The sequence below is a fragment of the Borrelia persica No12 genome, from assembly GCF_000500045.1.
GTDB classification, from domain to species: domain Bacteria; phylum Spirochaetota; class Spirochaetia; order Borreliales; family Borreliaceae; genus Borrelia; species Borrelia persica.
The window spans coordinates 396,239-421,066 of the sequence record NZ_AYOT01000146.1 but is presented as its reverse complement, the minus strand read 5'-3'; the positions used below and the strand labels follow the sequence as shown (position 1 = coordinate 421,066).

The 24,828-nt window shown below is 29.7% G+C and carries 29 protein-coding genes and 1 pseudogene; 29 read left to right on the top strand and 1 reads right to left on the bottom strand.

The features are described from left to right. The first annotated feature begins 8 nt into the window (after positions 1–8). From rpsS to U881_RS0105100, 25 genes and pseudogenes are all read left to right on the top strand, one after another. Positions 9–290, top strand: a complete 282-nt coding sequence (gene rpsS, locus U881_RS0105220; protein WP_024653549.1) for a 30S ribosomal protein S19 — start codon at positions 9–11, stop codon at positions 288–290. A 6-nt stretch (positions 291–296) separates the two neighbouring features. Next, complete coding sequence (gene rplV, locus U881_RS0105215; RefSeq protein ID WP_024653548.1) at positions 297–659, top strand: 50S ribosomal protein L22; 363 nt, start codon at positions 297–299, stop codon at positions 657–659. 3 nt (positions 660–662) lie between these two features. Further along, positions 663–1,516, top strand: a pseudogene (gene rpsC, locus U881_RS0105210) (30S ribosomal protein S3). Continuing rightward, the gene (gene rplP / locus U881_RS0105205) at positions 1,510–1,926 is read left to right on the top strand and encodes a 50S ribosomal protein L16 (protein ID WP_024653546.1); all 417 of its coding nucleotides are present in this window, start codon (positions 1,510–1,512) and stop codon (positions 1,924–1,926) included. Before rpsC ends, rplP begins: the two are co-directional and overlap by 7 nt. Positions 1,927–1,929: 3 nt before the next feature. Continuing rightward, entirely contained in the window at positions 1,930–2,130 is a 201-nt protein-coding gene (gene rpmC, locus U881_RS0105200) for a 50S ribosomal protein L29 (RefSeq protein ID WP_024653545.1), read from the top strand. A gap of 5 nt (positions 2,131–2,135) precedes the next feature. Then, positions 2,136–2,390 (top strand): 30S ribosomal protein S17, encoded by a 255-nt coding sequence (rpsQ, locus tag U881_RS0105195; protein ID WP_024653544.1) that lies wholly within the window; start codon positions 2,136–2,138, stop codon positions 2,388–2,390. Positions 2,391–2,428: 38 nt separating this feature from the next. Next, positions 2,429–2,797, top strand: coding sequence for a 50S ribosomal protein L14 (rplN, locus tag U881_RS0105190; RefSeq protein ID WP_024653543.1), 369 nt, complete (start codon positions 2,429–2,431; stop codon positions 2,795–2,797). Positions 2,798–2,807: 10 nt separating this feature from the next. Beyond that, positions 2,808–3,113, top strand: coding sequence for a 50S ribosomal protein L24 (gene rplX / locus U881_RS0105185; protein WP_024653542.1), 306 nt, complete (start codon positions 2,808–2,810; stop codon positions 3,111–3,113). Positions 3,114–3,116: 3 nt separating this feature from the next. Continuing rightward, a complete protein-coding gene (gene rplE, locus U881_RS0105180) occupies positions 3,117–3,665 on the top strand; it encodes a 50S ribosomal protein L5 (protein ID WP_024653541.1) in 549 nt (182 codons plus the stop codon). Between the two features lie 14 nt (positions 3,666–3,679). Further along, complete coding sequence (locus U881_RS0105175) at positions 3,680–3,865, top strand: type Z 30S ribosomal protein S14 (protein WP_024653540.1); 186 nt, start codon at positions 3,680–3,682, stop codon at positions 3,863–3,865. A 9-nt stretch (positions 3,866–3,874) separates the two neighbouring features. Then, entirely contained in the window at positions 3,875–4,273 is a 399-nt protein-coding gene (rpsH, locus tag U881_RS0105170; RefSeq protein ID WP_024653539.1) for a 30S ribosomal protein S8, read from the top strand. 20 nt (positions 4,274–4,293) lie between these two features. Continuing rightward, a complete protein-coding gene (gene rplF / locus U881_RS0105165; protein ID WP_024653538.1) occupies positions 4,294–4,836 on the top strand; it encodes a 50S ribosomal protein L6 in 543 nt (180 codons plus the stop codon). A gap of 17 nt (positions 4,837–4,853) precedes the next feature. Further along, complete coding sequence (rplR, locus tag U881_RS0105160; protein WP_024653537.1) at positions 4,854–5,213, top strand: 50S ribosomal protein L18; 360 nt, start codon at positions 4,854–4,856, stop codon at positions 5,211–5,213. Positions 5,214–5,224: 11 nt separating this feature from the next. Further along, entirely contained in the window at positions 5,225–5,719 is a 495-nt protein-coding gene (gene rpsE / locus U881_RS0105155) for a 30S ribosomal protein S5 (protein ID WP_152520681.1), read from the top strand. A 3-nt stretch (positions 5,720–5,722) separates the two neighbouring features. Next, positions 5,723–6,034, top strand: a complete 312-nt coding sequence (gene rpmD / locus U881_RS0105150; RefSeq protein WP_024653535.1) for a 50S ribosomal protein L30 — start codon at positions 5,723–5,725, stop codon at positions 6,032–6,034. Beyond that, positions 6,027–6,464, top strand: coding sequence for a 50S ribosomal protein L15 (gene rplO / locus U881_RS0105145; protein WP_024653534.1), 438 nt, complete (start codon positions 6,027–6,029; stop codon positions 6,462–6,464). The genes rpmD and rplO overlap by 8 nt, the downstream gene beginning before the upstream one ends. Positions 6,465–6,476: 12 nt before the next feature. After that, on the top strand, positions 6,477–7,781 hold the full coding sequence (gene secY, locus U881_RS0105140; protein WP_024653533.1) for a preprotein translocase subunit SecY: 1,305 nt from the start codon (positions 6,477–6,479) through the stop codon (positions 7,779–7,781). A 9-nt stretch (positions 7,782–7,790) separates the two neighbouring features. Next, a complete protein-coding gene (rpmJ, locus tag U881_RS0105135; RefSeq protein ID WP_002557090.1) occupies positions 7,791–7,904 on the top strand; it encodes a 50S ribosomal protein L36 in 114 nt (37 codons plus the stop codon). Positions 7,905–7,913: 9 nt separating this feature from the next. Continuing rightward, on the top strand, positions 7,914–8,291 hold the full coding sequence (rpsM, locus tag U881_RS0105130; RefSeq protein WP_024653532.1) for a 30S ribosomal protein S13: 378 nt from the start codon (positions 7,914–7,916) through the stop codon (positions 8,289–8,291). A 30-nt stretch (positions 8,292–8,321) separates the two neighbouring features. Then, positions 8,322–8,711: a 30S ribosomal protein S11 gene (gene rpsK, locus U881_RS0105125; protein ID WP_024653531.1), complete on the top strand. Its 390-nt coding sequence runs from the start codon at positions 8,322–8,324 to the stop codon at positions 8,709–8,711. Between the two features lie 15 nt (positions 8,712–8,726). After that, positions 8,727–9,758 carry a DNA-directed RNA polymerase subunit alpha gene (locus tag U881_RS0105120; protein ID WP_024653530.1) on the top strand — a complete coding sequence of 344 codons (1,032 nt, stop codon included), beginning with the start codon at positions 8,727–8,729 and terminating at the stop codon, positions 9,756–9,758. A gap of 18 nt (positions 9,759–9,776) precedes the next feature. After that, entirely contained in the window at positions 9,777–10,148 is a 372-nt protein-coding gene (rplQ, locus tag U881_RS0105115) for a 50S ribosomal protein L17 (RefSeq protein ID WP_024653529.1), read from the top strand. Between the two features lie 76 nt (positions 10,149–10,224). Further along, positions 10,225–11,766, top strand: coding sequence for a ribonuclease Y (gene rny / locus U881_RS0105110; RefSeq protein WP_024653528.1), 1,542 nt, complete (start codon positions 10,225–10,227; stop codon positions 11,764–11,766). Further along, positions 11,756–12,547, top strand: coding sequence for a TIGR00282 family metallophosphoesterase (locus U881_RS0105105; protein WP_024653527.1), 792 nt, complete (start codon positions 11,756–11,758; stop codon positions 12,545–12,547). The genes rny and U881_RS0105105 overlap by 11 nt, the downstream gene beginning before the upstream one ends. Next, positions 12,528–13,325 (top strand): TlyA family RNA methyltransferase, encoded by a 798-nt coding sequence (locus U881_RS0105100; RefSeq protein WP_024653526.1) that lies wholly within the window; start codon positions 12,528–12,530, stop codon positions 13,323–13,325. Before U881_RS0105105 ends, U881_RS0105100 begins: the two co-directional genes overlap by 20 nt. Here the strand turns inward: U881_RS0105100 and U881_RS0105095 are convergent. Next, positions 13,315–14,073: a GerMN domain-containing protein gene (locus U881_RS0105095; protein WP_024653525.1), complete on the bottom strand. Its 759-nt coding sequence runs from the start codon at positions 14,071–14,073 to the stop codon at positions 13,315–13,317. The genes U881_RS0105100 and U881_RS0105095 overlap by 11 nt on opposite strands. 101 nt (positions 14,074–14,174) lie before the next feature. Here U881_RS0105095 and der point away from each other — a divergent pair, with 101 nt between their 5' ends. From der to U881_RS0105075, 4 genes are read left to right on the top strand one after another with little or no spacing between them, the layout of a single operon-like run. After that, entirely contained in the window at positions 14,175–15,476 is a 1,302-nt protein-coding gene (der, locus tag U881_RS0105090; RefSeq protein ID WP_051374048.1) for a ribosome biogenesis GTPase Der, read from the top strand. Beyond that, positions 15,473–16,726, top strand: a complete 1,254-nt coding sequence (locus U881_RS0105085; protein ID WP_024653523.1) for a hypothetical protein — start codon at positions 15,473–15,475, stop codon at positions 16,724–16,726. Before der ends, U881_RS0105085 begins: the two co-directional genes overlap by 4 nt. A gap of 5 nt (positions 16,727–16,731) precedes the next feature. Next, positions 16,732–17,418, top strand: a complete 687-nt coding sequence (locus U881_RS0105080) for an HAD family hydrolase (protein WP_024653522.1) — start codon at positions 16,732–16,734, stop codon at positions 17,416–17,418. An 18-nt stretch (positions 17,419–17,436) separates the two neighbouring features. Beyond that, complete coding sequence (locus U881_RS0105075) at positions 17,437–24,819, top strand: SpiroCoCo family coiled-coil protein (RefSeq protein ID WP_024653521.1); 7,383 nt, start codon at positions 17,437–17,439, stop codon at positions 24,817–24,819. The last annotated feature ends 9 nt before the right edge of the window (positions 24,820–24,828 follow it).

Below are 24,828 nucleotides of genomic sequence, written 5' to 3'. Positions count from 1 at the left end.
AGTGTGTAGTGGCAAGATCTATTAAAAAAGGACCTTTTATAGAAGGTAGTCTTTATAAAAAAGTTTTAGCTTCTTCTGGTATTAAAGATAAAAGGGTTGTAATTAAAACCTATTCTAGAGCCTCGACGATAATTCCTGAAATGGTGAGTCTTACTATATCTGTTTACAATGGGAAATCTTTTATCCCTGTGTATATTACTGAGGATCTTGTTGGGCATAAGCTTGGTGAATTTTCACCTACGAGAATTTTTAGAGGGCATGCTAAATCGGATAAGAAGGGGAGGAAATAGGAGTTTATGAGTATTAATAGAAAATATACTGCTAAGGGTAAGAATTTGCCATCTTCTCCAAAAAAAGTGAGGCCTATAGCTGATAATATACGGGGAAAGTCTTATAACGAAGCTGTTGCAATATTGTGTTCTATGCCTAATAAAGGAGCTAAACTTTTGGGAAAAGTGGTGAAATCAGCAGCATCAAATGCCATGTATCACAATAGGAATCTTTCTGAGGATATGATATTTGTAAGGACAGTTATGGTGGATGATGGAAGAAAGCGTAGAAGTATTTGGCCTCGAGCTAGGGGTAGAGCGGATAGGCTTATTAATAGAAGTTGTCATATTTTTGTTGAAGTTTATGAAAAGATGTATGGTGGAGAATAAGATATGGGTCAAAAAGTACATCCTTACAGTTTAAGAATTAAGATTAATAGGGATTGGAAATCAAAGTGGTATTTTGATAAAAAATTATATTCTGAAATTCTTCACGAAGATTTCTTAATAAGACGAGAAACTATGAAGTTTCTTAAAGGGATTAAATTCGATATTTCTGATATAGAAATTATTAGAAATAATCTTCAAAGAGTAACAGTGGTAATTTCTACTCCAAGGCCTGGTTCTGTTATTGGTGTTAAAGGTGCCAATCTTGAAAAAATTGGTCAGTTGTTAACTAGAAAAATATCTAAAAAAATTAATATTAAGATAAAAGAGATTAAAAAGCCAGAATTTGATGCACAAATTGTTGCTAATGGAATAGCAAAACAATTAGAAAATAGAGCTTCTTATAGAAAGCTTTTAAAATCTTCGCTTTCATCTTCTATTTCTAAAGGTGTTCAAGGTGCAAAAATCAAAGTTTCAGGTAGGCTTGGTGGAGCTGAGATTGCCAGAAGTTTTGAAGTTAAGGAAGGACGAATTCCTTTGCATACTCTTAGAGCCAATATAGACTATGGTTTTGCCGAAGCTCTCACAACTTATGGCGTTATTGGTGTTAAGGTTTGGCTATTTAAGGGAGAAATTCTAGGAAAGCAGATCAATTCAGATGCGGGTCAGGTTATTAATAGAAAATCTTCAAAAGAAAAGAGTGAGCGTTTTGATAAGGGTAAAATTGAGGATAATAAAAGTAGAAATGCTGTAAATGAAAATTAATTTCTTCAAAGAGAAATTAATAATTGGAGTTAAATCATAGGGATGATTTTAAAAATAAAAATGGTTCTGAAATTTTAAGGAGCGTTAAATGTTAAGTCCTAGAAAGGTTAAATATAGGAAAAAACAAAGAGGAAGACTTTCTGGAGAGGCGCAGAAGGGTAACAAAATATCTTTCGGAGAGTATGGGCTTGTTTCTCTTGAGACAGATTTTATTACTGCAAGGCAAATTGAAGCGGCTCGTGTTGCTATGACTCGTAGGGTTAAAAGGGGTGGTAAGGTTTGGATTAGAGTATTTCCAGATATACCTTATACTAAAAAGCCAGCTGAAACTAGAATGGGTAAAGGTAAGGGAGGAGTTGATCATTGGAATGCTCCTGTTAAGTTTGGTACCGTTATGTTTGAAATGGCTGGAGTACCTAGAGAACTTGCTGAGGCAGCTATGATGCTTGCTAGCTCTAAGCTTCCAGTTAAAACTACATTTGTGGTAAGACGAGATTTGAGGTGAGTTATGTTGAAAGATTTTAAAGGTCTGACTCTTGAAGATATGAAAGCTAAGAGATTGGCTTTAAAGAAGGAATATATGGACTTAAGATTTAAGGTTGTGGTTGGTCATGTTGAAAATCCTTTAAAGAAAAGAGAGCTGAGGCGAGATATTGCAAGGCTTAATACAATAGTTCATGAATATGAAATAGGTATTAGGAAGGTTTAAGTATTATGGCAAGGGAAAATAAAAAAGAAATGGTTGGAAAGGTTGTTAGTGATAAGATGAGTAAAACAATAGTTGTTGAGATTGTTCAGAGAAAAATGCATCCTATCTATCATAAGTACTTAAAGGTTAGCAAAAGAGTCAAAGCTCATGATGAGAGGGAAGAATCAAAAATTGGTGACAAGGTAAAAATTATTGAATCCCGACCTATTAGTAAAGAAAAAAGATGGACGCTTATTGAAATCTTGGAAAGGTCAAAGTAATTTCGGTTATTTTTATGTAGGAATAGAGGAGATTAATTATGGTGCAGATGCAGACATTTTTGACGGTTGCTGACAATACGGGTGGTAAGATAGCACAATGTATAAAAGTACTTGGAGGTAGCAAAAAGCGATATGCTAGGGTTGGAGACATAATAGTTATTGCTATCAAACAAGCAATTCCTCATTCTCCCGTAAAGAAAGGAGAGGTACACAAGGCCGTAGTTATTAGAACATCAAAAGAGATAAGACGTAAGAATGGAACTTATGTTAGATTTGATGATAATGCGTGTGTTATACTTGATGCTAATTTAAATCCAAGGGGTAAGAGAGTTTTTGGACCTGTTGCAAGAGAGCTTAGAGATGCAAATTTTATGAAAGTTGTCTCATTGGCTTCAGAGGTAATATAGGGGGCTACTTATGAAAACAAAATTGAAAGTAGGTGATAGTGTAAAAATCCTTTGTGGTAAGGATAGAGGTAGAACAGGTGAAATTGCTAGCATAGATAGAAAAAATCTTAAAGTCATTGTTAAATCTTGTAATATGGTTAAGAAAGTTGTCAAAGCAAGAACGCCTCAAGAAAAAAGCAAAATAATTGATAAGGAAGCACCTATAGATATTTCAAATGTAATGTTATTTAGGAATGGTGTGGCGTCAAGAATGGGCATTAAATTTGAAAATAATGAAAAAAAAAGATACCTTAAGAAAAATGGGGAGAATGTTTAGCTTATGAGTTATGTTCCTGAGTTAAAGAGGCGTTATAGAGATAATATTGTAAAAGAGCTTGTTAATGAATTTCAATATAAGTCTGTCATGCAAGCTCCAAAGATAGAAAAAATTGTTGTTTCTATGGGAGTAGGTGATGCTGTTAAGAATAAAAAGCTTTTAGATTCAGCTGTTTTTGAACTTAGTCAGATTACCGGACAGAAAGCCGTAAAAACAAAGGCTAAAAAGGCTATTGCTGGATTTAAGATTAGACAAGGTCAAGAAATAGGTGCTAAAGTTACACTTCGTGGTAATATTATGTATGAGTTTTTATATAAGCTTATTAACTTAGCATTGCCTCGTGTTAAAGATTTTAGAGGTGTTAATGTTAATGCTTTTGATGGGAATGGTAATTATTCTTTTGGAATAGCAGAGCAAATAATATTTTCTGAGATAGATTATGATAAAATAGAGAGGATATCTGGTTTGAATGTTACAATAGTAACTACGGCTTTAAACGATAAGGAAGGTAAAGCTTTGCTTTCTAAGTTTGGTATGCCATTTAGTAATTAAAGGAGTTTTTATTTATGGCTAAAAAATCAATGATAGTTAAGGCCTTACGAAAGCCAAAATATAAAACAAGACAAAAGAATAGATGTAAATTATGTGGACGTCCTAAGGGTTATATGAGAGATTTTGGTATGTGTCGTATATGCTTTAGGAATCATGCATCTACAGGATTGATTCCTGGTGTCTCAAAGTCGAGTTGGTAAGGAGAATTTATGGCTGTTACACATTCAGTGGGAGATATGTTAACTAAGATAAGAAATGCAAGTAGGGTGAAACATGAATCTGTAGATTTAAAGATGTCTAAAATAAATAAGTCCATATTAGATATTCTTAAAGAAGAAGGCTACATTAAAGGTTATAGTGTTTTGGATAAAAAAGGTATTGCTTTTATTAAGGTAATGTTAAACTATGATAATAAGAGAAATTCGGCTATAAATAGAATAGATGCTATTTCAACTCCTGGTAGAAAAGTTTATTCTTCGTATAAAAATATGCCAAGAATAAAGAATGGATATGGCATATTAATAGTATCTTCTTCAAAAGGTGTTATTACTGGCAAGCAAGCCAAAGATAATAAAGTAGGTGGTGAGCTAATTTGCTCAGTTTGGTAAGGTTAAGAGGTAGGTAAATTATGTCACGTATTGGTAAACTTCCTATAAAAATAGTTGGTTCTGTTAAGGTTGATATTAATGATAATTTGATAACTGTTGAAGGTAAGAAGGGCAAATTAAATCAAGAAATAAAGAGTAATATTAAGGTTAGAGTTGAAGATAATAATATTATTGTTGAACGTACTTTTAATGATAAACAGACAAGAGCTTTTCATGGGCTTTATAGAAGCTTGATTTATAATATGGTTAAGGGAGTATCTGATGGATTTTCAAAATCTCTGACTATTAGTGGTATAGGATATAGGGTTGAGCAACAAGGTAATAGTCTATTGTTCAATTTGGGATATTCAACTCAGTTTGAGTATGTAATTCCTGAAGGAGTTAATGTGCGACTTGATGGTAATACTAAAATTGCTGTTGAAGGTATAGATAAATGTAAGGTTGGACAAGTTGCTGCAGAGATTAGAAGCTTAAGAGTTCCAGAGCCATATAAGGGTAAAGGAATTAGATATGATAATGAAGTAATCAGACGAAAAGTAGGAAAATCAGGAGTAAAAAAATAGATTTTAGGTGAATTTTTATGAAAAAAGTGAAAGAAGCTGAAAAAAGAAATATAAAGCGTAAAAAAAGAATAAGAGATAGAATTGGGTTTGGTATTGCAGATAGACCTAGGGTTACGATTTTTAAGTCGAATAAATATTTTTATGCTCAAGTTATTGATGATGTGGCAGGTCACACTCTTGCAAGTGTTTCTACTATTGAAAAGGAGCTTAATTTGAACAAAAATGTTAATGATGTCAAGAAACTTGGTGAGGTTCTTGCAAAAAGACTTAAAGATAAAAATATAAGTAGACTTATATTTGATAGAAATGGTTATAGATATCATGGTCTTATTGCAGGTTTTGCAACTTCTTTGCGTGAAGCTGGTATTGATGTTTAGGGGGAATTATTGTGGAATCTCAAGTGCATAAAAAGCAAATAGAAAAATTAATATCACTAAATAGAGTTACCAAAGTTGTAAAGGGTGGAAGACGATTTTCTTTCTCTGCATTTATGGTTGTTGGTGATGGTGAGGGTAGAGTTGGTTGGGGCTTTGGAAAAGCTAATGATGCTAGTGATGCAATAAAAAAGAGTTTAACAAATGCTAGAAAAAATTTGAGAACTGTGCCTATGAAAAGGGGTACTCTTCCTAATATGGTCATTGGAAATTTTAAAAAAGCTAAGGTTTTAATTAAGCCAGCAACTCAGGGTACTGGTATTATTGCGGGTGGACCTGTTCGTGCTGTCATGGAAGCATTGGGAGTACATGATATTTTAAGTAAATCTCTTGGTTCAAATAATTCTATGAATGTGGTGAAGGCAACTTTTAAAGCATTTGATTTGGTTTTAGATGCTAGAAAGATAGCTCAAATAAGAGGTAAAACTTTAAGGACTTTATGGAGTTAGTTTATGGTTAAGAGAAAATTACGACTTCAACTTAAGAAAATTAGGTTTAAAGCTGCAAGGTCTAGGTCTAAAAATAAGGCTTTCATTAAACGCATGGAACAGAATAGAGAAATTCTTGCTAAGGGTGATATTAAGATTGAAGTTGAACTTAAGAGAAGTCTTATTGGAAAATTGGATATTAAGGTTAAGACATTAAAGGCTTTGGGTCTTAAGAGAATAGGAGATAGAAGAACTCATATTCTAAATAAGTCTCTTCAAGGAATGCTTAATAGTGTAATTAGCATGATTTTTTTAAGGGAGGTAGCAGATGGTTAAGCTAAAGAGACCTTTGGGAGCTAATAAGTCTCGAAAGATTGTTGGTAGAGGTCCAGGATCTGGGCTTGGTAAAACCTCTGGTAGAGGACAGAAGGGACAGAAGGCTAGAAATAGTTCCCCAAAAATTGGTTTTGAAGGGGGTCAGACTCCTCTTTATAGAAGACTTCCAAGAAGAGGTTTCTCAAATTATGATTATAAGATAAGGTATGAGATTGTAGGACTTGGTGATATAGATAGAAAATTTCAGGTTGGAGATTTGGTAAATTATGACACTTTGCTTGAAAAAGGGCTTATAAGTAAAAATAAGAAAAATATCAAGATTTTAGCTAATGGTAAACTTACTAAGAAGGTAGACTTTGAAATTTCTCGTATTTCAAAGTCTGCTGAAGAGTTGGTAACAAAAATTGGCTGTAGTATAAAATTGATTTAGAATGGTAATAGAATGAAAGGTTTGTTTTTTAATTTATTTACAATTAAGGATTTAAGGAGCAAATTTTTATTTACTCTATTTATTCTTTTTATTTATAGAGTGGGCTCATATTTGCCAATTCCAGGAATAGATCCTGTGGCTCTTAGAAGTTATTTTAAATCTCAGTCCGATTTTTCAATTACTAATTATTTTGACTTTTTTTCGGGTGGTGCTTTTAGTAATTTTTCCATATTTATGCTTAGCATAGGTCCTTATATTTCAGCATCAATTATTATCCAACTTCTTGTTTATTCTTTTCCTTCTTTAAAAAAGATGCAAGAAGGGGATAATGGACGTAAGAAAATAAAAAAATATACAAAGTATTTAACCATTGTTGCAGCAATAGCTCAAGGATATGCTACTAGTCTTTATGCTAAGAGTATTCCAGGAGCACTTAATATACCTTTTTATAGATACATCTTTATAGCTATTTTAACAGTTACAACAGGTACTTTTGTTCTTTTATGGCTTGGAGAACAAATTAATCAGAGAGGAATTGGAAATGGTGTATCTTTAATAATATTCTCAGGAATAGTAGTTAGACTTCAGGCGGCTTTGTTTAATTTGTTTCAAAGTATGAGAGATCCATCTCAAAATGTCAATCCTGTTTTTGTGATATTAGTGTTGAGTATTTTTATTTTGGTTGTCATATTAATCATATATGAGTACAAGGCGCAAAGACGGATTGCTATTCATTATGCTAGAGCAAATTCAAGAAATACTGTTAGTTCGTATTTGCCAATTAAGCTTAATCCTTCAGGTGTTTTGCCTGTTATTTTTGCATCTGTGCTTATTACTTTGCCTTTGCAGATTTTAAGTGGATTTGCTGGTACTTCTGTTATTTCAAGACAAATTTTGTCTTATTTAAGACCCAATGGTCTTTATTATACATTACTCAATGTATGTTTAATAATAGGATTTACATATTTTTATTCTAAAATACAGTTAAGTCCAAAAGATATAAGTAATAATCTTTTAAAAAATGGAGGCACTATTCCAGGCATAAAGGCAGATGAGATGGAAGCTTATTTGGATAAAATTATGAATAGAACGTTATTCTCGGGTTCTATTTTTCTTTCCATGATTGCAATTATTCCGTTTTTAGTGCAAAATATTTTTAGATTTCCTTATGATGTTTCAAGGATTATGGGTAGTTCTTCATTGCTTATTATGGTGGGAGTAGCTCTTGATACATTAATTCAGATTGATGCGTATTTAAAGACTCAAGGATTGTCTCGTGGAACTGGCAAAAAATATGCGTTTTTGCAAAAAATTTAGGAGTAATTTATGAAAGTTAGAGTTAGTGTAAAGCCGATTTGTGAAAAATGTAAAGTGATAAAGAGAAAAGGTGTTTTAAGAATTATTTGTGATAATCTTAAACATAAACAAAGACAAAAATAAGGGGAAAAAATGGCTAGAATTGCAGGAATAGATTTGCCAAATAATAAGCAACTTCAAATTGCTCTTACTTCTATCTATGGAATAGGGAGAGCTAGGGCTTTGGAGATTTGTGAAAAAACAGGTGTGTTGCCAGAAAAGAGAGCTAAAGATTTAGATAATGACGAAGTTAATAGGCTTAGAAAAGTAATTGAAAATGACTATGTTGTTGAAGGAAAACTTAGGAGTGAGTTGGCTATGTCTATTAAAAGACTTATGGATATAGCATGTTATAGGGGGCTTAGACATAGAAAAGGTTTGCCCTTAAGAGGTCAAAGAACTAAGACTAATGCAAGAACTAGGAAAGGAAAGAGAAAAACTGTGGCTAATAAAAAGATAGCTGCTAAGTAATGTTGTTTTGTTGATGGAGGATGGAGAAGTTTGAGTGCGAAAGTGTCAACTAATAAAAGAAAGGTAAAAAGAAGTATTGGTGAGGGTAATGTTTATATACAGGCCACTTTTAATAATACAATTGTGACTGTGTCAGACATCAGGGGAAATACTTTAGCTTGGGCAAGTGCAGGTGGAATGGGCTTTAAGGGTGCCAAGAAATCAACTCCTTATGCTGCTCAAATGACCGCAGAGGCAGCTTTAGTTAAAGTTAAAGATTTTGGTATTAATTATGTTAATGTTTTTGTTAAAGGTCCAGGAATTGGTAGAGAATCTGCCATACGAGCTGTTGGATCGTCAGGTATCATTGTTAAGTCAATCTCAGATGTTACTCCAATACCACATAATGGGTGTAGACCCAAAAAAACTAGACGAGTTTAGTTAGAGGAGCTATTAATGTCTTTAGGAAAGCTTTTAAAAGATTTTACTATACCTGATAGGATTGAGTTTGTAAGGGGAGAAGATAATGGCTCTTATGGAAAATTTATAATATATCCTTTTGAAAAGGGTTTTGGTGTTACTATTGGAAATGCTTTAAGACGTGTTTTGTTATCTTCTATTGAAGGATATGCTATTTCTGCTATGAGAATTCAATCTAATCAAGGTGGATCTTTAAAGATTGTTTCAAGCGAATTTGATTTAATACCTGGAATTATAGAAGATACTCTTGAGGTAATTGCTAATATTAAAAATATTAATTTAAAATTGGATGAGGGAGTTACTAGTACAACAATAAGTTTTTCTGTTAATGGAAAAGATACTAATGTTTTAAAAGCAGCTTATCTTGAGAGAGAAGGTGTTGCAGTTTTTAATAAAGATTTGGTTATTGCTACACTTTCAAGTGATGCAAATTTGGATTTTGAATTTCAAATCGATTATGGAAGAGGATACGTTTCTTCTGAACAAAATGCAAAATACTTAGAAGAGGTCAATACTATTGCTCTTGACTCTATATTCTCTCCAATAGAAAAAGTAACATATTCTGTTGAAGATACTAGAGTTGGACAGAGATCTGATTATGATAAACTTGTTATGGAGATTTGGACAACGGGTGTAATTAGTGCTAAGGATGCAATCAAAAAGGCAGCTTCTGTAGTAAGAGAGTTTTTACTTCCATTGGTTAATTTTGAAGATAAAGTTGTTCATTCTGTTGAGTATTCTGAATTTAGAGATTCTGATATACTTGGTATGAGTGTTGAGAAATTGAATTTGTCTGTTAGATCTCTTAATTGTTTAACTAAGGAAAATGTTAAGACTTTGGGAGAGCTTATTAGTAAGAGTGCTGTGGAACTTTCAAAAGCAAGAAATTTTGGAAAAAAGAGTTTAGAAGAAATTGTTGAAAAGCTTAATGCTTATGGCTTATTTTTGGGAATGTCTAAGACAGAAGCTCTTAAAGTATTAAGTAAAAACGATAAAATATCTCATTAGAAGGGAGACCATTTTTATATGAAGACCAAGGTAGGATTTAATAGGTTAGATAGAAAATCAAGTCATAGAAAAGCACTTTTAAAAAATATGGTGATTTCTCTCTTTAGGCATGAAAAAATAACTTCTACTAAGGCAAAATTAAGTGAGGTTAGAAGATTTGCTGAGAAGTTAATTACAAGAGCTAAAGTTGATAGCGTGCATAATAGAAGAGAGATATCAAAATTTATACATGATAAATATATTCTTAATAAATTATTTACTAAAATTTCCCCTATCTTTAAAGAAAGAAAGGGTGGTTATACTAGGGTTATTAAGCTAGGACAAAGGTATGGAGATGCGGCTGAGATGGCAATTCTTGAACTAGTTGATAAAACCTTAGAAGAAAAGTAATATTCTTTACATATTAAGTTAGTCCTTTTAAAGGGTTTATGCTTAATTGGTTTGGTGGAATAGTGGGGGTAATTGTATGTCATATATTACTTTTTCTTCTATTCTTGCTGGTGTCCTAGGTATTATATTAGGTTTTATAATAAGAGTCATTTTAGGTAGATTTTCTTTATTAAATTTAGATAAAAAACTAAAGAAGGTACAAGAAGAGGCAGTCTTAGAAATAGAAAATGAAAGAAAGCGAGTTATTTCAAATGCAAAAGCTCAAATGCTTAAAGATAAAAACCAGCAAGATAGGGAGATAAGAGATAGAAAAAATGAAGTCTTTAATTTAGAGAGAAGGTTATTACAAAGAGAAGAAACTCTAGATAAAAGAATAGCGGCCCTTGATAAACAGCAGAGTAGAATTGATTTTAAACTTAAGGAATTTGAGCAAAAAGAAAAAATAATACGTGAGAAGGAATTATCTCTTGTTAAGAAAACAGAAAGTATTGCTGGTCTTACAAAAGAGGAAGCAAGAAAGATTGTAATTGAAAGAGTTGAAAATGAATCTAAAAGAGATGCTCAAATTATTATTAATAAGTCTGAACAAGAGGCTCAGCTTTTAGCAGATAAGGTTGCTAAAGATATATTGGTTTCTACTATGCAACGCATAGTTACAGAGGTGAGTTCTGAATTTACGGTAACTTCTGTTGAACTTCCTAATGATGAGATGAAAGGTAGAATTATTGGGAAAGAAGGACGTAATATTAGGGTTCTTGAAACATTAATAGGTGCGGATATTATTATTGATGATACTCCTGAGGCTGTTGTGATATCTTGTTTTGATCCAGTAAGAAAAGAGATAGCAAAAAGGACTCTTGAAAGGCTTGTTTCAGATGGGAGAATTCATCCTGCAAGAATTGAGGAGATTGTTCATAGTGTTACTAATGAGATTAACAATATCATTCTTGAGGAAGGTGAAAAGGCAGTATTTGATTTAAATATACATGGGTTTGATAAGAGACTTATTAGAGGTCTTGGAAGACTTTATTTTAGAAGCAGTTATGGTCAAAATGTTTTAAGTCATTCAAAAGAAACAGCAATCATTGGAGAAATTTTAGCTAAAGAGATGAAATTAGATCCTGTTGTTGTCAAGAGAGCATGTCTTTTACACGATATTGGTAAAGGAATGGAAAGTATTTCTGAGAATAGTGAGGGACATGCTATTACAGGTGCTGAACTTGCTCAAAGTTGTGGAGAGAGTGATATTGTTGTTAATGCTATTGCTTCGCATCACAATGAGATAAAGCCTGAAAGCTTTGAGGCCATAGTTCTTCAAATAGCTGATGCTATTTCTGCATCTCGTCCTGGAGCAAGGCGTGAGAGTTTAAATAATTATATAACTAGACTTAAGAGACTTGAAGAGATTGCATACGGATTTTCAGGTGTTCAAAAGTGTTATGCAATTCAGGCGGGTCGTGAAGTTAGAATCATTGTTGACAATTTATTGGTCAATGATGAGAAGGCTACTATGCTTGCAAGAGATATTGCAAAGAAGATAGAAGCTGAGATGCGATATCCTGGTAAGATAAAAGTTACTATTATTCGTGAGACTCGGGTTATTGAATATGCAAGATAGTGGTGTTATTAGAACTTTAATACTTGGAGATATTGTAGGTAGTGGAGGACTGAAAAAGGTTTTCTTTAATCTTAAGGGTCTTAAGGATAAATATAATATAGATTTGACAATTGTTAATGGAGAGAATTCTTCGGGTGGGTTTGGAATTACTCCAGAGATAGCTGAAAATTTATTTAGAACAGGTGTGAATGTGATTACTACGGGTAATCACATTTATGCTGATTATAGTATAAGAGAATATTTAAATAAGCAGGAATATATATTAAGGCCAAATAATTTTTCAGATTTGCTTGAAGGACATGGATATTGTATTTTGAATGTCAAGGGTGAAAAAGTTGCTGTTATCAATATTCAGGGATTTTTAGGCATGACTTTTATTGTTAAGAATCCTTTTGAAAATGTGAAAAAAGTTATAAATCTGATTAAGAATAAAGTTAAAACTATTTTTGTTGATTTTCATGCTGAGAGTAATTATGAGAAAGAAAGTTTTGGATATTTTGTAAATGGATTGGTAACTGGAGTTGTGGGAACTCATACACATATAATGACTCACGATGAGAGAATCTTAAGTAAGGGTACTGCTTATATTAGTGATCTTGGTATGACTGGTAGTTTAAATTCTGTAATAGGGTTTAATCCTGAAATTTCTCTTAAGGGATTACTTGAGTATATGTCTTTAAGGACAGAGACTGTTGAAGAGGATGTGATTATACAGGGAGTTATTATTACTTCTCAGTTAAATACAGGACGTGCTTTAAAAATTGAGAGGATACAAAAATAGTTTATTAAATGTTCTTTGCAAGAATTATTTGCATTTAACAAGAGATGAATTGAGAATTTTAATTTTAACAGGTAGAGTATATGTTAATTCTCACAAAGAAAAAAATCCTAAAGTTGTAATATTAAAAAATAGTAAAATAGATTTGATTGAGAGTAAATCTGAACAGTTTGTCTCAAGAGGAGGACATAAACTGTTTGAGTCTCTTGGGGCATTTAAAATTATAGTTAAAGATAAAATTTGTGTTGATGTTGGTGCTTCAACAGGTGGATTTACGGATTGTCTTTTGCAACAAGGTGCAAAATTAGTTTATGCAGTTGATGTTGGACTTAATCAACTTTCTTATAAATTAAGAATTGATCCAAGAGTTAGAGTTTTTGAAAAAACTAATATTTTTGATGTTAAGCAATTCGACATACAACCCAATTTGGCTGTTATTGATGTGTCTTTTAGATCTGTAATTGGTATATGTGCAGATTTGATTGATAAGCTTTCTGATAAATTGATTATTGCTCTTGTTAAACCTCAATTTGAGCTTAAGTTTTTAGATTTAAATATCAAAGATTTTGATGGTGTAGTTGAGAGTAAATATTTGAATGAAATATTAAATAAGGTTATTGAAAAGTTTTATGATAATAATCTACAGATTAAGGGTATATTAAAACTTACAACCAAAGGTCGGAAAGGAAATCAAGAATTTATGTTTTTGGTTTCTAGAGATAGTAGGGCAGATCTCGTAAAATCACTTGCATTTCTTGATGATATTGATTTTAATATTTAGCAAGCTTTGTGTTGTCTAGTATTCCTGAAAAGTTTAAATTTAGATCTTCAAGTATTATTGGATTGTTTTCAATTTTTAAAGTTATTCCTTTAATACCTTTAATTTCAAGACATGTTGAAATGATTTGTTTTACTTGATTAATTGTCCCTTCTATTCCAAAGCTATTTTCATAAAATTCCTTAGATAAATTGATATGAGCAATACCTTCATTTATACTTAAATTTAATATTTGAGTATTGATAGGAATTAGGCTTAAAAAATTATTTTTAAGTTCATATTCATTTGGTCCATTAATTAGTGCTTGTAATGTTTTCTTAAGAATATTTTTATTGTAATATATATTTCTCTTAACACTTTGTTTTAAAAAATGTCCCTCAGGAGTGATTTTAATAAAATACAGTTTAACTTTTTTTTTGTTTTGTAAATTTTTGTGTTCTTGATGTTGAAGTTCTTCTGTGATTTTTTTTATTTCGGGTGGTTTTATTAAAAATTTGTCATCATTGACCATTTTTATAGTTTCATTTTTTGTATTGTTTAGTTTTGCTTCTATTTTCTTGGGTGTTGATTTTATAAATTCAAAATCGTTATTGTTGTCAATTTGTTCATTAAATATATTATTAATTAGTGAGCTTTTTATTATGAGCAATAAACATATGACTGTCAGAAATATGGCAAATGATATTAAAAATATATCTATTTGGTTGAAGTTAATTGTCTTGCGTCTGCTGTTCTTTTTTTTCCTTATCAATTGAATATCCGTTTGTAATTGGCATAAAACTATAATATTTGATATTATAATAGAAATGTCTGCGTAAAGAAAGAGGTAGATTAACTTTGATTGATGCTAAAATTCAAGATTATAAAAGTGTGCTTATTGTTGGCAGACCGAATGTTGGGAAGTCTACTTTGTTTAATAAACTGTTAAGTTCAAATAGAAGTATTACGAGTGAAGTTTATGGAGTTACTAGAGATTTGGTAAGAGAAGTCTGCAAAGTAAATTCTTATAAGTTTTATTTAATTGATGCTGGTGGATTTACTATTTTAAAGGATGAATTTAGTCAGGTTGTGGTTAATAAGGTTATCAACTTGCTTGATAGTATAGATTTGATTTTGCTTGTTTTAGATGTAAATGAAATATTGCTAGAAGATTATGAACTGATTGATGTATTGAGAAAATATAGTAATAAAGTGGTTTTAGTATTAAATAAAATAGATAGTAATCATAAGGAAGTTTTGGCTTATGAATTTCAAAAATTGGGTTTTCAAAAAAATTTTTTAGTTAGTGCGACTCATGGAAGGGGAATTAATGATTTAAGAATTTTTTTGAAAGATTCAGTGGGTAAATTGACAGATGATGAGCATATTGATGTTAAGATTGGTATTATAGGTAAGCCAAATTCGGGCAAGTCTACACTTGTTAATTTTTTAGCAGGAGATGAAGTTTCTATTGTATCTTCGATGGCTGGTACTACAAGAGATTTTATTAGAGCAAAGTTTAAAAGAAATTCTCAAACATTTGAACTTATTGATACGGCTGGAATAAGAAGACGTGCAAGAGTAAATGAGATTGTTGAACATTATTCTGTAAGTAGGGCTTTAAGAGTAATTGATATGGTAGATGTTGTTTTCTTGTTAATTGATGTTAAGGAAGATTTAACATCTCAAGATAAAAAGATTGCTCATTATGCAGCTAAACGAGGTAAGGGAATTATTATTGTATTTACCAAATGGGATCTTGTAAAATCAAAAAGCGGTTATTTTGAGGCTTTAAAAGATCGTGTTAAGTTTTTTTTTCCAATTTTAAGTTTCTCTCCTGTATTAAGAATATCTGTACATAATAAAATGGGATTGGATAATCTTTTTAAAGAGACAATTAAATTAAAAGCACAACTTGATCTTAAAACAAATACTGCTGATTTGAATAAAATGTTAAATTTGTGGATTAAGGATTATCATTTGAATGTTTCACATAAAGTTAAATACATAACTCAGATTGGTGTTAATCCTATTAAATTTATTTTATTTGCTAATAAAATAACCAATTTTCCAAATTCTTATTATAATTATTTAGTAAATAATATTCGTAAAATTGGTTATTATAATGTTCCAATTTTAATAGAACTTAGGGAAAGAATACGAGAGTTGAAGTGAAATATATATTTTTATTTTTAATAATTAATAATCTGAGTCTTTTTGCATTTGAAAATTTTTTCTATGATTTTAGTGTTAGATCAAATTATTCAAAATATTTTAATTCAAGTAATAATGCTGTTAATATAAAACCTCAAAGATATTATATTTCGGGTGATTATTATGTTGAAGTGTCAAATTCAATAGTTGGAGATTATGTTTACTATTCTTTTTTTAATCGAAAAAATGATGTATCTTATATTTTTCCAGGTTCTTATGTAATTAAGGTTGGGAAATATGGTATTGAACAAGTAAAAATATTTTTCCTCAATAGAGCAGATACTTTTATTAGAATAAAAGCAGGAGATGTGTATTCTAGTGCTGATTTTTATTTAATTAATACTTTGATTCATAAAGATATTAAATTGCCTTTTAAAATGAATGATATTGCTACTGGTTCTTTTTTAGAAGTGGTCAAATATATTGATAATTTCATTGATTTTGAACTCTTTAATCCTAAATATCTTGAGGTTTATGATAATGTTTCCAATATGGTCGATAGTCTTAAATCATTTTTTAAAGTTTTTCCTTTGATGTTTGAAGTACATGATGGTGCGATGAATGCGCTTGGTGAGATGGTATATATTAGGACAGGAGAACCACAAAGAGAGCCTATAGGATTTAATTGTTCTGGGTTTGGTAAATGGGTAGCAGATTCGATTTATAAGGCAAAAACGGGAAAACTTTTAAAAATAAAAGATCTTAAAATCAGGCATATTGGAGTTAGAGGTGACAGCTTTACTAAATACCATGAATTTAAACAAGATCCTTTTTTTGGACTCGATTGGAGTCGTAATATTGCATATAAGCTTCAAAATATTGATGCTGCTTTGGATTTGTCTAAGATTAATGAGTTGGACGTAAATAATATTGCTTTTTTAAAGTATATTGAAAATCGTGGATATGAAATTGATAATTTAGAATTTATTTTGTACTATTTGTCTTTAAAAGAGCCTGGTTATATGTATTTGGGCTCTATTAATACAACGATTGATGGATTTCCAGGAAAAATTTTTCATAAACATATTGTTGTTTTGTTTCCATTTATTGATAAAAATTCGATTTTTAGAGTATCTGTAATGGAAATTAATGATGAAACTTCGATTAAGTCATTGCTAAATAGATATCCAAATTCGTATATTCATTTAGTTAAAGTTAAAGTTCCAAAGAATATATCTGTAGTTTCAATACCAAGAAGGATAAAGAATTAGATATTATGATAAAAGCTGTAGTATTTGATCTTGATGGGACGCTTTATCCTGAGAGTAGTATGAATTTGATCATGTTCCCTGAATTTTTGAAGAATATTAGGTTTTTTTTGGCTTTTAAAAAGGTAAGGAAAGAAGTAAGAGTTTTACAGAGAGAAAAAAGCCTTCCTTCAAATAGAGATGAATTGGTATCCATGCAAGTTAATATGCTTGCTAGTTATTTGGGTTTTGATAAGAATAGATGTGAATTTTTATTAAAGAAAATATATTATGGTGACTCTTTTAGTAATAAGTTTAGAAATATTAAACCATATTCTGGTGTTCATGATTTGATTTATTCTCTTAAATCTAATGGAATAAAATTGGGAGTAATGTCAGATTTTCCAATTGCTACTCGAGTAAGTAATTTACTTGGTATTGATGATAGTTTTTGGGATATTTTATATTCATCAGAAGATACTGGTTATTTGAAACCCAATAAAATAGCTTTTTTAAGAATTTTGGATGAATTGGGTGTAGATAGTAATCACGTCTTATATGTTGGAAATTCTTATGAATATGATATTTTAGGTGCTAGTAGCTTGTGTATAAGAACAGCTTATCTTTCTAAGAAAAAATTGCTTAAATATATGAAGTGTGATTTTGTTTTTAGTAATTATAAAGACTTACAAAGATATATACTTTTAAATATATAAGTATGGGTAAAATATTTTATGATAGATTTTGTAACCATTTTGGTTAATCTTTTAGTGGTTTCTTTAATTTTATTTGTTTATAGGCAGTATGATAGACGCTCAAGGGCTTTAGATAAGATTAAAAAATTTGTTGATATTGCTAAGGATAATCTTGAAGACTTTATTGACGAGAAGACAAAAGAGATCAATAATCTTGCTGTTGATATGGAAGCATATCAACGTTCTAGTATAGAGATTATAAAAAAGATAGATGAAGTTCAACAAAAAATTCAAAATAAAAGTAATGATTTTGCAGAAGTTGAAAAAAAAATTGCTTACCATGATTCTATGCTTAAAGACTTAGATGATATGGCTCTTAAAGTGCAAGATAATATACAGCGACTTCAAGTAGATGGCAAAATAGTAGATAAGCTTTCAAAAACTTTGAAAAATTTTAATACTCAGATTGATTCTATTGATTCTAGATTAAATACTGTTTTTGAAAAATTTGATCAAAAAAATAAGGAAAATCTTGAGTCTATCAAGGTTGCAAGTTGGGAAAAATTTGATAATACTATTAGAGATTTTGGTGTTAGAATGGACAATCTTGATAAAAATCTTAGCTCTTATCAAGAGTCTTTATTAATGGTTGAAGAGAAAAAGAGAGAGATTTTAGATAGAGGTAATCTAAAGCTTGATAATGAGTTTAAGGATTTTTTGCTTAAAATTGAATCTAATATAGATAGTTATAATAAATCAATGGAAGAGTCTTTTAATACTTATGAAACTAAATATAAATCAATTGAAAATTCTATTGATCTTATTTTAGAGCAGGCCAAAACTAAAATTAATGATAAAGAGGATTTTATTTTCACTAAGTTAAATGAAGAATTGCAAAATAAATTTGGTGAGGTTTTTATATATGTTGATGATCGCTCTAATCAAATAAGAGAGGAACTTGAAGGTAAATTATCATTGGTAGATAATGAGGTGTTGTCTTTAAGTTCTGTCTTTAAGGACAATACTTATTCTAGGTTAAATTCCCTTGAAGAAACTATAAGACAAGAAATGAGACAATATGAAGATCAATTTTCAGATATTTTGGAACAGTTTAGGGTTCAAATTGAGTCTAATGTGGGTGATATTTATAGAGAATATGATAATAAAATAAATCAATTTGACAAAGATATAAGAGATAGAATAGGTGATAGCTTAAGGGATGCTAATTCTAAAATAGCAGATGTTCAGGGTGGGGTTAAGAGATTGCTTGATGATCTTGAGGATGATTCTAATAAGATATATGTTGAATTTAAAGAAAAAGTTAGAGATGATATTGATAGTTTTAATGAAGATGTATTTTCAAAAATGAATAGTATTGGAAATGATTTGGAATTAAAACTTGTAAATATTAATACAGATATTCAAGGTGAAGTTTCTAAGTTAGATAATGTTTTACATCTAAAACTTAAAGAGATAAATGAAAAATTTGTTAATGAATATTCATTTCTGGAAGAAAATGTTAATTCAAAGTATAAGATGCTTTTAGAGTCTTTCAATTTAAAAAGTAATGAATTAGAGACTCAGTTTGAGAGCAAGTATAGAAATATTGCAGATAAGTTTGCGCATGATATTGATGATTTGAATGTTAAATACGATGACAGGTTTAGTAAGATGTCTGAAAAATCGGATTATGATTATCAAAGTTTTGAAATTACTAGTAAAAAGATAAATGAAGGTATACATTCGTTAAATGTTTTCTTGGAGCAAAATTTTGATTCTTTAAGAAGAGATTTTGAATCTAAGTTAAATAGTCTAAATTCTGATATTAATAATGAAGTTGTTAATTTAAAGAGTCATTATGGAGAAGATATAGGTAAATTTGTAAGGGAAATGGAAGCTAGTAAATTGCAACATGAAAACTGGCAAAAGGAAATGCAACTGAATTTAGGAGAAATGAAATCCAATTTAAATAAAACAAATGAAGAATTTGTAAATTTGATTGAAACTCAAAGGGTTAAGGGAACAGAGCTTAGTGAGCATATTTTTAATGAACTCTCAGAACATATTCAGAAAAAAGCAATTGACATGCATACTAATTGGAAAGATGAGCTTATTGTGTTAAATAAATCTTTACTTGATATTAAGATTTCAAGTGAAGAATTGTTGTCATCAACTTCTTCCAAAATTGAGTCTTTTGAAAAGGATATTAATGAAAGACTTGAATATGTTATATCTAAGGCAGAAACTTGTGAAGGTTCGGTATTAGATAAATACAAAGAATTAAAAGATATTGCAAGTAAAAATAGTGAAGAGACTTTATCGGGGATTAAAGAATTTATCGATAACCAAGCTGAAATAATTCATGACAAAATTATTATGATGCTTAATGGATTTAATGAAGACTTTTCTAATAAAGAGGACATAATTAAAAATAAAATAGAGGAACTTAATTATTGTTTTAAAGATTTTAAAATCGAATGTGAAGATGTTTTAAATAATATAAAAACAGATCTTGATGGATTTATTGAAACAAGAGTTCGCGAGATTTCTGAAATTAAGATGGATAATCAAAAACAAGTAGATGATTTTTTAATTCAAATATCACAAGATATCTTAAATAAAAAAGATATGCTTAATAATGAAATAGATGGCAAGCTTAGTGTTTGGCAAGATAAGTTGAGTGAAATATCAGTTAATATTGAAAATGTCCTCTCTTCAGGTAAGATGGATATAAATTCCATTGATTCAGAAATGACTTTAAAAATTAATGATTTAAAAACTACCTTTGAAGGACTTGAAAATTATTATCTTGAAAAAATAGATGAGTTTAGAAATCAAGGAAATGTATATGCGGATGAGCTTTTACAAAATATTATGAGTCATTTCGATACAGATACTAAAGAACTTGAGGAAAATTTATCTAAAAAATTTGCTACTATTTTAAATAATTCAGAAGAGTTTGTTAAAGAAGTTGATAGTTTGCTTAAAGACAAGAGAACAGACATTGCTTCCTTCCAAGCAAATATTGATATTACTATTGATTCTCTTAATTCAAGATTTAATGATATAAATAGAGAAATTAATGAAAAATATAGCAAAGTAATATCTGATTCTAGGGGATATTCAGAAACTCTTGCTAGTAAATTAGAAAATGAAATAGGATATGAGATAGAAGATATAAGTAGGAGACTAACAGATAAAATAGATATCCTTAGCAAAAATATGGATGATAGTATAGAAAAATTTAAATCGTCTTTTGATGTGTCGAAATATCAAGTTGAAGACTTTGAAATTAAGATTAAGGATATAGTGGGGAAAGAAGAGCTTAGGATTAGTGAATTTCTTAGAGAAGTTGAGCAGCAATATAAGATTAGACGTGAAGAGGCAATTGACTATAGAAAAGCCATAGATAATGATGTTATTCAATTAAAAGAACGGTTTATGGGTATGATTAGTGAGCTTAAGAATAATATTGAGGATAAGTCTGAATTTTTAAATGAGCTTTATAAAGAAAGGTTTAAAATTATTGAGAATAATTTTGATGAGAGATATTCAACATTTTTTGTTGAGAGTGAAGGGGCTATTTCAAAAATTAGGGATGAGATATATAAGATACTTACAGATAATGATGAGCGTTTAAGAGCAAAAATTGCTGAAATGGATTCTAATTTTGAAATCATAGAGGAGAGGTCAAAAGAAATTTTAGAGTTTGAAGAAGATTTAAGAAAGAAAATACAAGAAAACAGTAATAATATTTATGATCAATTTAATATTGTTAAATCTGATGTTGAAAAAGAAATGAAACTTCAATTTGATGCATATATGATGCAGGCTAAGTCTGCAGTTAATGATGAGATTGAAAAGTATGAAAATGGGATTAATGATAAAATATCTATTCTTAAAGCAATTGAAAATAATTTTGAAATGATAGAAAAAGATTTAAAAGAAAAAATAGGTAAATATAATAGTGATTTAGAGAATGTTATTGATTTTAAATATACTGAACTTGAAAATAAGTATAATGAGAAACATTTACTTATGGAAAAAGCGATAGATGATAAAACTAATTTGGTTGAAAAATTGATATCAAATAAGTATTCTGAACTTGAAAATAAGTATAATGAGAGACATCTACTTGTAAAGAAGGCAATAGATGATACTACTAATTTGGTTGAGGAGCTGATATCAAATAAGTATTTTGAACTTGAAGATAAGTATAATGAGAAACATTTACTTGTAGAGAAGGCAATAGATGATAAAGTTAATTTGGTTGAAGAGTTTATATCAAATAAGTGTTCTGAGCTTGAAGATAGGTATAATGAGAGACATTTACTTGTAGAGAAGGCGATGGATGATAGGGTTAATTTAGTTGAGGAATTGATATCAAGTAAGTATTCTGAGCTTAAAGATAGATATGATGAGAAGTATTTGCTTGTGGATAAGACAATAGATGATAAGGTTAATTTGGTTGAAGAGTTTATATCAAATAAGTGTTCTGAGTTTGAAAATAAGTATAATGAAAAACATTTGCTTGTAGAGAAGACAATAGATGATAAGGCTAATTTAGTTGAGGAATTGATATCAAGTAAGTATGCTGAGCTTAAGGATAAATATAATGAGAAATACTTGCTTATAGATAAAGCAATAGATGATAGGGTTAATTTGGTTGAAGAGTTTATATCAAATAAGTGTTCTGAGTTTGAAGATAAGTATAATGAGAAACATTTACTTGTAGAGAAGACAATAGATGATAGGGTTAATTTAGTTGAGGAATTGGTATCAAGTAAGTATGCTGAGCTTAAGGATAAATATAATGAGAAATACTTGCTTATAGATAAAGCAATAGATGATAAGGTTAATTTAGTTGAGGAATTGGTATCAAATAAGTATGCTGAGCTTAAAGATAAATATGATGAGAAGTATTTGCTTGTGGATAAAGCAATAGATGATAAGACTAATTTAATTTCTGAGTTGATATCAGATAAATATGCTGAGCTTGATAATAAATATTCAAATATGCATTTTGATGTGGAAAATAAATTAGATGTATTTATATCTAAGTTGAATTTGGAGCTTTCAAATTCAAATGAAAAGATGGATAGAGATATTAAGGAACAGTTGAAAGGTCTTGCTGAACTTAAAGTGAGTTTAAGTAATATTGAGGAGGATGTATTAAAGCTTAAAGAAGATTCGTATCATAATCTTTCTTCTCATCTTAAACTTCTTGAAGAGGATTTTTTTCAAGATTTAAAGGAAAGAAGTGACAATTTAAGTAATTCTTTGGAAAATTTTATAACGTCTTCAGATCAAAGAATTAAAAGTTTAGAGAACGAAATAATTAAAAATCTAGAAGATAAAGAAAATCTTATAAGGGATTTTAGAATAGAAATTGAACAAGAACTTATCCTTAATAAGGAAAATTTTTACTTGGAATTTAACAATGAGTTTGATATTAAGAGAAGGGATGTAGAGAATAAAATAGCTTTGATGGAAACCAATGTTACAAATCGAGTAGATGAATTTATTAATCTTGTGGATAATCGTCAAAGTAATTTTGATTCTTGGTTTGTAAAAGTTAAGGATGATATGGTACATTGGCAGAAAAATACTTATAGAGAATTTGAAGAGCGATCGGGTATTACTAAAGAAAGTTTAAATGAAATTAAGAGAGATATTGATGGTATTGAAAATGATTTAGAAATTGTTAAGAGTAGTGTGAATCAGAGAACCAAAAAAATTTTTGAGGATTTGCATACGGATATTAAGGACTTTGAAGACAGAGCTTATCTTAATTTGAAAAATATTTCAGACGATGTTCAGGGTAAGGTTTTAAATATTGAAAATACAATGCATTCTAAGATTAATTCTATAAATGAAAAGATGAATTTAAATATTGAAGAGCTTGCATCCCAAGTGGAGATTAAGTTTTTAAGTCATCAAAAAGATCTTGAAGATAAAATCTCTGAGATTAATGAAAAATTAGAATATGAATACAATTTAATGACTTCTAAGATCGAGAGCGAAAGGCAAGATATTGTAAGTAAATTTTTTAACGATAGAGATAATTTTGAATCTCAGGTTAAATTAATACAAGATGATGTTTTGAGTCTTTCTGAAAAAGTGAATACATATCAAGTTGAGATTGAGAGAACAGTTAAGGAAAGTTATGATTCTTTTGCCACTACTTTAAGAGAAGAGTGTGTTGCTTTTGAAAATGATATTAAGCGTAATTTAAATTATTCAGAAGAAGATATAAAAACTTTAAGGAATAATTTAAATCTTAAGGTTAATAATATAGAATCTGAATTTAAGGATAAATATGATCTAATAATTAAAAGTGTTGATGAGAATATATCACAACTTAAGCTTAAGGTTTTAAACTATGATAATGAGTTTAGTCATTTTATAAACGATACTAAAGATAATTTAATTGCGTATAAAGCTAGTTTGATGGGAGAACTTGATGATCGTTACAATGTTATTAATACTAAGATTGTAAATTTTGAAAGACTTGGAGCAGAGCTTGAAAAGAATCATGGACTGATTGAAGAAGTTTATCATTTTAAAAATAAATTAGAAGAGTTACGTAAAACTTTGGTAGGTGAGATAGAACTTGTACAAAAGTATAAGGGTGATTTTGAAAGTATTGCTAGAGAAATTGAAGATGTTAAAATCAGAACATCAGATATCATTGAGGTGTTTAATGATTTAAAGACTCATCAAATTGATATTAAAGGGATTAAGAGAGATTTTGTTGAATGCCTTGAATTTTATACTTCTTTTAAAGAAAGGTATAAAAAATTTACCGAATCTTATGATGAAATTCAGGTTTACAAAACTAAACTTAAGGAGATAAAGGACGAACAAGACACTATCCTTGATAATTATGATAGGATTAATAATAAAGATAGCATATTAAAGTCTACACTAGAGTCTGTTGATAGAAATTTTGATTTGATAAATGAAATAGAAACCAAAATGAATTTGTTGTTTAAAGAAAGTTCTGGATTTAAACATAGTCTTGATGAACTGAGAGATATTATGTCAGAATTATTGGCAAATAAAGATTTATCGAAAGAAGTTTTAGGGAATGTCCAGACTCTTCAAGAAATGCTAGTAGAGATTGAGGATAAGTTGGAACATACTCAGAGTGTAAGAGAAAAAGTTGCAAAATCTGAAACTCGATTAGAGAATTTAAATATTGCTGCTGAGGAGAGAATTAAGACTCTTGGAATTCTTGTAAAAACGGAATCTAAGTATAAAGATAATATTGGTCTTAATAATGCAACGGTTAGGGATTCTGTTATTAAGCTTATGAGGCAAGGATGGAGTGCCTTAGAGATTTCAAGGGCTACTAAATTATCTGTTGGAGAAGTTGAGCTTATTTTAGAACTTGGAATTATTAGCAAAAGTGATGATTAAGGATAATTT

Excerpts from the sequence above, each read along its gene's own strand:
- rplQ (WP_024653529.1), top strand. The coding sequence starts at position 9,777 with ATGAAGACCAAGGTAGGATTTAATAGGTTAGATAGAAAATCAAGTCAT.
- rplX (WP_024653542.1), top strand. The coding sequence starts at position 2,808 with ATGAAAACAAAATTGAAAGTAGGTGATAGTGTAAAAATCCTTTGTGGT.
- rpsQ (WP_024653544.1), top strand. The coding sequence starts at position 2,136 with ATGGCAAGGGAAAATAAAAAAGAAATGGTTGGAAAGGTTGTTAGTGAT.
- U881_RS0105120 (WP_024653530.1), top strand. The coding sequence starts at position 8,727 with ATGTCTTTAGGAAAGCTTTTAAAAGATTTTACTATACCTGATAGGATT.
- U881_RS0105175 (WP_024653540.1), top strand. The coding sequence starts at position 3,680 with ATGGCTAAAAAATCAATGATAGTTAAGGCCTTACGAAAGCCAAAATAT.
- rpsM (WP_024653532.1), top strand. The coding sequence starts at position 7,914 with ATGGCTAGAATTGCAGGAATAGATTTGCCAAATAATAAGCAACTTCAA.
- rpmJ (WP_002557090.1), top strand. The coding sequence starts at position 7,791 with ATGAAAGTTAGAGTTAGTGTAAAGCCGATTTGTGAAAAATGTAAAGTG.
- rny (WP_024653528.1), top strand. The coding sequence starts at position 10,225 with ATGTCATATATTACTTTTTCTTCTATTCTTGCTGGTGTCCTAGGTATT.
- rplE (WP_024653541.1), top strand. The coding sequence starts at position 3,117 with ATGAGTTATGTTCCTGAGTTAAAGAGGCGTTATAGAGATAATATTGTA.
- rpmD (WP_024653535.1), top strand. The coding sequence starts at position 5,723 with ATGGTTAAGAGAAAATTACGACTTCAACTTAAGAAAATTAGGTTTAAA.
- rpsH (WP_024653539.1), top strand. The coding sequence starts at position 3,875 with ATGGCTGTTACACATTCAGTGGGAGATATGTTAACTAAGATAAGAAAT.
- rplN (WP_024653543.1), top strand. The coding sequence starts at position 2,429 with ATGGTGCAGATGCAGACATTTTTGACGGTTGCTGACAATACGGGTGGT.
- rplF (WP_024653538.1), top strand. The coding sequence starts at position 4,294 with ATGTCACGTATTGGTAAACTTCCTATAAAAATAGTTGGTTCTGTTAAG.
- U881_RS0105105 (WP_024653527.1), top strand. The coding sequence starts at position 11,756 with ATGCAAGATAGTGGTGTTATTAGAACTTTAATACTTGGAGATATTGTA.
- rpmC (WP_024653545.1), top strand. The coding sequence starts at position 1,930 with ATGTTGAAAGATTTTAAAGGTCTGACTCTTGAAGATATGAAAGCTAAG.
- U881_RS0105080 (WP_024653522.1), top strand. The coding sequence starts at position 16,732 with ATGATAAAAGCTGTAGTATTTGATCTTGATGGGACGCTTTATCCTGAG.
- rplP (WP_024653546.1), top strand. The coding sequence starts at position 1,510 with ATGTTAAGTCCTAGAAAGGTTAAATATAGGAAAAAACAAAGAGGAAGA.
- rplV (WP_024653548.1), top strand. The coding sequence starts at position 297 with ATGAGTATTAATAGAAAATATACTGCTAAGGGTAAGAATTTGCCATCT.
- rplO (WP_024653534.1), top strand. The coding sequence starts at position 6,027 with ATGGTTAAGCTAAAGAGACCTTTGGGAGCTAATAAGTCTCGAAAGATT.
- secY (WP_024653533.1), top strand. The coding sequence starts at position 6,477 with ATGAAAGGTTTGTTTTTTAATTTATTTACAATTAAGGATTTAAGGAGC.
- rplR (WP_024653537.1), top strand. The coding sequence starts at position 4,854 with ATGAAAAAAGTGAAAGAAGCTGAAAAAAGAAATATAAAGCGTAAAAAA.
- U881_RS0105075 (WP_024653521.1), top strand. The coding sequence starts at position 17,437 with ATGATAGATTTTGTAACCATTTTGGTTAATCTTTTAGTGGTTTCTTTA.